15 protein-coding genes are annotated in these 5,951 nt (G+C 64.8%); all 15 read left to right on the forward strand.

What is annotated here, in order from left to right:
* On the forward strand, nt 1–123 hold a 123-nt coding region (rplW, locus tag RMN86_RS09860), incomplete at its 5' end, for a 50S ribosomal protein L23 (protein WP_309605682.1).
* Between the two features lie 4 nt (nt 124–127).
* On the forward strand, nt 128–964 hold the full coding sequence (gene rplB / locus RMN86_RS09865; protein WP_309605670.1) for a 50S ribosomal protein L2: 837 nt from the start codon (nt 128–130) through the stop codon (nt 962–964).
* 3 nt (nt 965–967) lie between these two features.
* Nucleotides 968–1,246 carry a 30S ribosomal protein S19 gene (gene rpsS, locus RMN86_RS09870; protein ID WP_309605671.1) on the forward strand — a complete coding sequence of 93 codons (279 nt, stop codon included), beginning with the start codon at nt 968–970 and terminating at the stop codon, nt 1,244–1,246.
* Between the two features lie 2 nt (nt 1,247–1,248).
* Complete coding sequence (gene rplV / locus RMN86_RS09875; RefSeq protein ID WP_309605672.1) at nt 1,249–1,629, forward strand: 50S ribosomal protein L22; 381 nt, start codon at nt 1,249–1,251, stop codon at nt 1,627–1,629.
* On the forward strand, nt 1,629–2,390 hold the full coding sequence (rpsC, locus tag RMN86_RS09880) for a 30S ribosomal protein S3 (protein WP_309605673.1): 762 nt from the start codon (nt 1,629–1,631) through the stop codon (nt 2,388–2,390). The genes rplV and rpsC overlap by 1 nt, the downstream gene beginning before the upstream one ends.
* A gap of 11 nt (nt 2,391–2,401) precedes the next feature.
* On the forward strand, nt 2,402–2,830 hold the full coding sequence (gene rplP / locus RMN86_RS09885) for a 50S ribosomal protein L16 (RefSeq protein ID WP_309605674.1): 429 nt from the start codon (nt 2,402–2,404) through the stop codon (nt 2,828–2,830).
* Nucleotides 2,830–3,024, forward strand: a complete 195-nt coding sequence (rpmC, locus tag RMN86_RS09890) for a 50S ribosomal protein L29 (RefSeq protein ID WP_309605675.1) — start codon at nt 2,830–2,832, stop codon at nt 3,022–3,024. Before rplP ends, rpmC begins: the two co-directional genes overlap by 1 nt.
* A 13-nt stretch (nt 3,025–3,037) precedes the next feature.
* Nucleotides 3,038–3,289 (forward strand): 30S ribosomal protein S17, encoded by a 252-nt coding sequence (gene rpsQ / locus RMN86_RS09895; RefSeq protein ID WP_309605676.1) that lies wholly within the window; start codon nt 3,038–3,040, stop codon nt 3,287–3,289.
* Nucleotides 3,290–3,302: 13 nt separating this feature from the next.
* Nucleotides 3,303–3,671 (forward strand): 50S ribosomal protein L14, encoded by a 369-nt coding sequence (gene rplN, locus RMN86_RS09900; RefSeq protein ID WP_056018090.1) that lies wholly within the window; start codon nt 3,303–3,305, stop codon nt 3,669–3,671.
* Entirely contained in the window at nt 3,671–3,985 is a 315-nt protein-coding gene (rplX, locus tag RMN86_RS09905; protein ID WP_309605677.1) for a 50S ribosomal protein L24, read from the forward strand. Before rplN ends, rplX begins: the two co-directional genes overlap by 1 nt.
* Nucleotides 3,978–4,544 (forward strand): 50S ribosomal protein L5, encoded by a 567-nt coding sequence (gene rplE / locus RMN86_RS09910; protein WP_309605678.1) that lies wholly within the window; start codon nt 3,978–3,980, stop codon nt 4,542–4,544. The genes rplX and rplE overlap by 8 nt, the downstream gene beginning before the upstream one ends.
* A 21-nt stretch (nt 4,545–4,565) precedes the next feature.
* Complete coding sequence (rpsN, locus tag RMN86_RS09915) at nt 4,566–4,871, forward strand: 30S ribosomal protein S14 (protein ID WP_309605679.1); 306 nt, start codon at nt 4,566–4,568, stop codon at nt 4,869–4,871.
* Between the two features lie 12 nt (nt 4,872–4,883).
* Entirely contained in the window at nt 4,884–5,279 is a 396-nt protein-coding gene (rpsH, locus tag RMN86_RS09920) for a 30S ribosomal protein S8 (protein ID WP_309605680.1), read from the forward strand.
* 1 nt (nt 5,280) lies between these two features.
* Nucleotides 5,281–5,814 (forward strand): 50S ribosomal protein L6, encoded by a 534-nt coding sequence (gene rplF / locus RMN86_RS09925; RefSeq protein WP_309605681.1) that lies wholly within the window; start codon nt 5,281–5,283, stop codon nt 5,812–5,814.
* A gap of 3 nt (nt 5,815–5,817) precedes the next feature.
* Nucleotides 5,818–5,951 (forward strand): 50S ribosomal protein L18 (locus tag RMN86_RS09930; RefSeq protein ID WP_309605683.1); only part of this gene is annotated, 134 nt, incomplete at its 3' end.

Below are 5,951 nucleotides of genomic sequence, written 5' to 3' on the forward strand. Positions count from 1 at the left end.
ACCCTCAACGTCAAGGGCAAGACCAAGCGGTTCCGCGGCATCAAAGGCCGTCGTTCCGACGTCAAGAAAGCTGTCGTGACCCTGGCCGAAGGCCAGTCGATCGACATCACCACGGGGCTCTGATCCGATGGCCTTGAAGCAATATAATCCGACCTCGCCGGGTCGCCGCCAGCTGGTGCTGGTGGACAAGTCCGAGCTGCACAAGGGCCGACCCGAGAAGTCCCTCGTCGAGGGCCTGACCAAGAGCGGCGGGCGTGGCGGCGGCGGGCGCATCGCGGTGCGTTTCCGCGGCGGCGGCGCCAAGCGGCTCTATCGCAAGATCGACTTCAAGCGTCGCAAGATGGACGTTGTCGGCATTGTCGAGCGGCTGGAGTACGACCCCAACCGCACGGCCTTTATCGCGCTGATCAAATATGCCGATGACGAGCTGGCCTACATCCTGGCGCCGCAGCGCCTGAAGGTCGGCGACCAGGTGATCTCGGCCGAAAAAGCCGACGTGAAACCCGGCAACGCCATGCCGCTGCGCGGCATGCCGATCGGCACGATCATCCACAATGTCGAGCTGAAGCCGCTGAAGGGTGGCCAGGTCGCCCGCTCGGCCGGCACCTACGCCCAGCTGGTCGGCCGCGACGCCGGCTACGCGCAGATCCGCCTGAACTCGGGCGAACTGCGGATGGTGCCGGACGGTTGCATGGCCACCGTCGGCGCGGTGTCGAACCCCGACCACATGAACGAGGTCATGGGCAAGGCCGGCCGCAATCGCCACAAGGGCCGCCGTCCGCACGTTCGCGGCGTGGCCATGAACCCGGTCGACCATCCGCACGGCGGCGGCGAAGGCAAGACCTCCGGCGGCCGTAACCCGGTCACGCCCTGGGGCAAGCCGACCAAGGGCGCCCGCACTCGTACGAACAAGACGACGGATAAGTTTATCATCCGGTCGCGTCATGCCAGGAAGGCTCGCTAAGCGATGACCCGCTCAGTCTGGAAAGGTCCGTTCGTCGACGGATACCTGCTCAAGAAGGCCGAAGCCGTCCAAGGCTCGGGCCGCAAGGACGTGATCAAGACCTGGTCGCGCCGTTCAACAATCATGCCGCAGTTCGTGGGTCTGACCTTCGGCGTGCACAACGGCCAAAAGCACGTCCCCGTGCACGTGTCGGAAGACATGGTGGGCATGAAGCTGGGGGAGTTCGCTCCGACCCGCTTCTTCCCCGGCCACGCCGCCGACAAGAAGGCCAAGAGGAAGTAGCCATGTCGCAGAGTAAACAGCCTCGCCGACTGGCCGCCTCGGCCGCCATGTGCAAGGTCCGCACCCTGCGGACCAGTGCGCGCAAGCTCAACCTGGTCGCCCAGTCGATTCGCGGCCTGAAGGTGCAGCGCGCCCTCAACGAGCTCGAGTTCAGCCACAAGCGCATCGCCATCGACGTCCGCAAGGCGCTCTATTCGGCGATCTCCAACGCCGAGAACAACCACAACCTCGACATCGACAGTCTCGTCGTGTCCGAGGCCTACGTGGGCAAGAACCTGGTCATGAAGCGCTTCTCCGCCCGTGCGCGGGGACGCGCCTCGCGCATCGAGAAGCCGTTCAGCGAGATCACCATCGTGGTCCGCGAACAGGGTGAGGCCGCCTGATGGGTCAAAAAGTAAATCCGATCGGGCTTCGGCTCGGCATCAACCGCACCTGGGACAGCCGCTGGTTCGCCGACGGCGCCGAGTACGGAAAGTTGCTGCACGAGGACATCAAGGTCCGGCGCGCGCTGAAGAAGCGCCTCTACCAGGCCGGCGTCTCGCGGATCACCATCGAGCGTCCGCACAAGAAGTGCCGCATCACCATCTATGCCGCGCGCCCCGGCGTGATCATCGGCAAGAAGGGCGCGGACATCGACAAGCTGCGCAAGGACATCGCTGCGCTGACCGACGGCGAGGTTCACCTGAACATCGTCGAGATCCGCAAGCCCGAGACCGACGCCCAGCTGATCGCCGAGAACATCGCCCAGCAGCTTGAGCGCCGGGTCGCGTTCCGCCGCGCCATGAAGCGGTCGATGCAGTCGGCCATGCGGCTTGGCGCCAAGGGCGTCCGGATCAATGTCTCAGGTCGCCTCGGCGGCGCGGAAATCGCCCGGATGGAATGGTATCGCGAAGGCCGCGTGCCGCTGCACACCCTGCGCGCCGACATCGACTACGGCTTCACCGAGGCCAAGACCACCTACGGGATCATCGGCGTGAAGGTCTGGGTCTTCAAGGGCGAAGTCCTCGATCACGACCCGATGGCGCTCGACAAGCGCCTGGCCACCGAAAGTGGCCCAGCAGGTGAAGGCGGCGGTCGCGACCGCTCCGGCGATCGTCCCGACCGCGGCCCGCGCCGCGACCGGCGCGAACCGGCGAACGCCTAGGGATCTGAGAAATGCTGTCTCCGAAGAAGACCAAATACCGCAAGCAGTTCAAGGGCAAGATCCATGGTCTCGCCCGGAGCGGCTTCACGCTGAACTTCGGGTCCTATGGCCTGAAGTCGGTGGAGCCCGAGCGCATCACCGCGCGCCAGATCGAGGCGGCCCGCCGCGCGATCACGCGTCAGATGAAGCGCCAGGGCCGGGTGTGGATCCGCATCTTCCCCGACGTGCCGGTCACCGACAAGCCGGCCGAAGTGCGGATGGGCAAGGGCAAAGGCGCGGTCGAGTATTGGGCCGCTCGCGTCCATCCCGGCCGGATCATGTTTGAGATCGACGGCGTGCCGGACGACGTGGCCCGCGAAGCCCTGCGCCTCGGCGCGGCCAAGCTTCCGGTGAAGACCCGCATCGTCGCGCGCATCGACGCCGCCGTGGAGCACGCGTGATGAAGATCGACGAAGTTCGCGGGCTGACCCCCGACCAACTGGCCGAGAGCCTGATCAACCTGAAGAAGGAGCAGTTCAACCTGCGCTTCCAGAAGGCGACCGGCCAGATCGAGAAGACCCACCGCGTGGATCAGGTGCGCAAGGATATCGCGCGCATCAAGACCCACCTGCGGACCAAACAGGCTCAGGCCTGAGGAGACCGGACAGATGCCGAAACGAATTCTCGAGGGCTTTGTCGTCTCTGACAAGGGCGACAAGACGGTGATCGTGAAGGTCGAACGGACCTTCCTGCATCCCGTGCTGAAGAAGACTGTCCGCCGTTCGAAGCGCTATCACGCGCACGACGAGGGCAACGCTTACAAGTCCGGCGACCTGGCCCGCATCATCGAATGCGCGCCGAAGTCGAAACTCAAAACCTGGGAGGTGCTGCCCAAGGGCGGCGCCGACCAGGCAGCGTAAGGGATCAGAACCGATGATCCAGATGCAAACCAACCTGGAAGTCGCCGACAACTCCGGCGCACGCCGAGTCATGTGCATCAAGGTGCTGGGCGGCGCCGGGCGCCGTTATGCCGGCGTCGGCGACAAGATCGTGGTCTCCGTGAAGGAAGCCATCCCGCGCGGTCGCGTGAAGAAGGGCGACGTTCTGCAGGCCATCGTCGTGCGCACCAGCTCGGCGATCAAGCGCAAGGACGGCTCGGTGATCCGCTTCGACAAGAACGCGGCGGTCATCGTCAACAAGCAGAGCGAGCCGATCGGCACGCGGATCTTCGGCCCGGTTCCCCGCGAACTGCGCGCCAAGAACCACATGAAGATCATCTCCCTCGCCCCCGAGGTGCTGTGATGGCGGCAAAGATCAGAAAAGGGGACCGCGTTGTGGTCCTCGCCGGCAAGGACAAGGGCCGCCAGGGCGCGGTGACCAAGGTGTTCCCGAAGGAGGCCCGCGTGCTGGTCGAGGGGCTGAACATCGTTCAGCGCCATACCCGCGCCTCGCAGGGCGATCCCCAGGGCGGCATCAAGAACAAGGAAGCGCCGCTTCACGTGTCGAACGTGGCCATCGTCGATTCCAAGGGCAAGGCGACGCGCGTCGGCTTCCGCGTGGAAGGCGACAAGAAGGTCCGGTTCGCCAAGACGACCGGCGAGGTGATCCATGGCTGATAAGGCATACGAACCGCGGCTGAAGTCCGAGTACCGGACGCGCATCCGCAAGGCCCTGAAGGACCAGTTCAGCTACACCAACGAGATGCAGATCCCCAGGCTGGACAAGATCGTCCTGAAGATGGGCATCGGCGAATCCGTGGCCGACTCCAAGAAGGTCACCGCCGCCATGGCCGATCTCGCCAGGATCGCCGGCCAGAAGCCCGTGCCCACCAAAGCGCGCAACTCCATCGCCGGCTTCAAGCTGCGCGAAGGCATGGTGATCGGCGCCAAGGTCACCCTGCGCAAGGAGCGCATGTACGAATTCCTGGACCGGCTGATCACCATCGCGCTGCCGCGCGTGAAGGATTTCCGGGGCCTGAAGCCCACCTCTTTCGACGGTCGGGGCAACTACGCCCTCGGTCTGCGCGAACACATCGTGTTCCCGGAGATCAACTACGACGAGATCGATCAGATGTGGGGAATGGACATCATCGTCACCACGACTGCGAAGACCGATGACGAGGCGCGCGCGCTTCTCAAGGAATTCCAGTTCCCGTTCGTCGTCGCGCAAGCGTAGTCGGCGGGAAGGAAAGAACACATGGCCAAGAAAAGCGCCGTCAACCGCAACCTGCGGGTCCAGGCCCTCGTCAAACAGTACGCCGCCAAGCGCATTGCGCTGAAGGCAAAGGCGAACAACGAGGCTCTGCCGCTTGAAGAACGTTTTGAAGCCCGACTGAAGCTGGCGGAATTGCCGCGCTCCTCGTCCAAGACCCGCATCCGTAACCGGTGCCTGGTGACTGGTCGTCCGCGCGCCTACTACCGCAAGCTGAAGATGAGCCGGATCTCCCTGCGTGACCTCGGGTCGCACGGGCTGATCCCCGGCCTCGTCAAGTCGAGCTGGTAGGAGGGTCCAACAATGGTCAACGACCCCATCGGCGATCTGATCGCCCGTCTGAAGAACGCCGCCATGCGCGGCCGCGCCAAGGTGCTGACGCCCGCGTCGAAGATGCGCGCCCGGCTGCTCGACGTGCTCACCGACGAAGGCTACATCCGCGGCTACCACCTGGTGGAAACCCCCGGCGCCTTCCCGGAATTCGAGGTCGAGCTGAAGTATTTTGACGGCGCCCCCGTCATCGTCGAGATCAGCCGCGTCTCCAAGCCCGGACGTCGCGTCTATTCGTCGATCAAAGATCTGAAGCCGGTGAAGAACGGTCTCGGGATCTCGATCCTGTCGACGCCCAAGGGCGTCATGTCGGACACCGCCGCGCGAGACGCGAACGTGGGCGGCGAAGTCCTCTGCCGGGTCTACTGATATGTCGCGTATCGGAAAAAAGGCGGTCGCCATCCCGGCCGGGGTCACGGTGACCCTCGACGGTCAGACGGTCACGGTGAAGGGCCCCAAGGGGCAACTCGCCTGGACGGTGGCCGAAGAGATCGAAGTCCGTCAGGACGGCGGCGAGCTTACCCTCTGCAAGCGGGTCGAGAGCCAGCGCGCCCAGGCCATGTGGGGCCTCTCGCGCACCCTGGTCAGCAACATGGTCACCGGGGTCACCGACGGCTTCGAACGTACGCTCGAACTGGTCGGCGTCGGCTATCGCGCCGCCATGAAGGGCCCCGCGCTCTCCATGCAGCTCGGCTTCTCCCATGACGTGGAAATCCCGGCCCCGGCCGGCATCACCTTCGTTGTGCCCAAGCAGACCGAAATCAAGATTTCCGGCATCGACAAGCAGCAGGTCGGCGAGACGGCGGCGCGCATTCGCCGCATCCGTCCGCCCGAGCCCTACAAGGGCAAGGGCGTTCGCTACGCCGGCGAGCAGGTCCGCCGCAAGGAAGGCAAGAAGAAGTAGGTCATGGCTCTTTCCTCCCGTGATTCCGCCCAGAAGCGCGCGCAACGCACGCGCATCCGGCTGCGCAAGCTGGCCAACGGGCGTCCGCGCCTGTCGGTCTTCCGTTCGTCGAAGAACATCTACGCCCAGGTCATCGA

Source organism: Phenylobacterium sp. (genome assembly GCF_031360265.1).
Classification (GTDB): domain Bacteria; phylum Pseudomonadota; class Alphaproteobacteria; order Caulobacterales; family Caulobacteraceae; genus Phenylobacterium.

Excerpts from the sequence above, each read along its gene's own strand:
- rplB (WP_309605670.1), top strand. The coding sequence starts at position 128 with ATGGCCTTGAAGCAATATAATCCGACCTCGCCGGGTCGCCGCCAGCTG.
- rpsS (WP_309605671.1), top strand. The coding sequence starts at position 968 with ATGACCCGCTCAGTCTGGAAAGGTCCGTTCGTCGACGGATACCTGCTC.
- rplV (WP_309605672.1), top strand. The coding sequence starts at position 1,249 with ATGTCGCAGAGTAAACAGCCTCGCCGACTGGCCGCCTCGGCCGCCATG.
- rpsC (WP_309605673.1), top strand. The coding sequence starts at position 1,629 with ATGGGTCAAAAAGTAAATCCGATCGGGCTTCGGCTCGGCATCAACCGC.
- rplP (WP_309605674.1), top strand. The coding sequence starts at position 2,402 with ATGCTGTCTCCGAAGAAGACCAAATACCGCAAGCAGTTCAAGGGCAAG.
- rpmC (WP_309605675.1), top strand. The coding sequence starts at position 2,830 with ATGAAGATCGACGAAGTTCGCGGGCTGACCCCCGACCAACTGGCCGAG.
- rpsQ (WP_309605676.1), top strand. The coding sequence starts at position 3,038 with ATGCCGAAACGAATTCTCGAGGGCTTTGTCGTCTCTGACAAGGGCGAC.
- rplN (WP_056018090.1), top strand. The coding sequence starts at position 3,303 with ATGATCCAGATGCAAACCAACCTGGAAGTCGCCGACAACTCCGGCGCA.
- rplX (WP_309605677.1), top strand. The coding sequence starts at position 3,671 with ATGGCGGCAAAGATCAGAAAAGGGGACCGCGTTGTGGTCCTCGCCGGC.
- rplE (WP_309605678.1), top strand. The coding sequence starts at position 3,978 with ATGGCTGATAAGGCATACGAACCGCGGCTGAAGTCCGAGTACCGGACG.
- rpsN (WP_309605679.1), top strand. The coding sequence starts at position 4,566 with ATGGCCAAGAAAAGCGCCGTCAACCGCAACCTGCGGGTCCAGGCCCTC.
- rpsH (WP_309605680.1), top strand. The coding sequence starts at position 4,884 with ATGGTCAACGACCCCATCGGCGATCTGATCGCCCGTCTGAAGAACGCC.
- rplF (WP_309605681.1), top strand. The coding sequence starts at position 5,281 with ATGTCGCGTATCGGAAAAAAGGCGGTCGCCATCCCGGCCGGGGTCACG.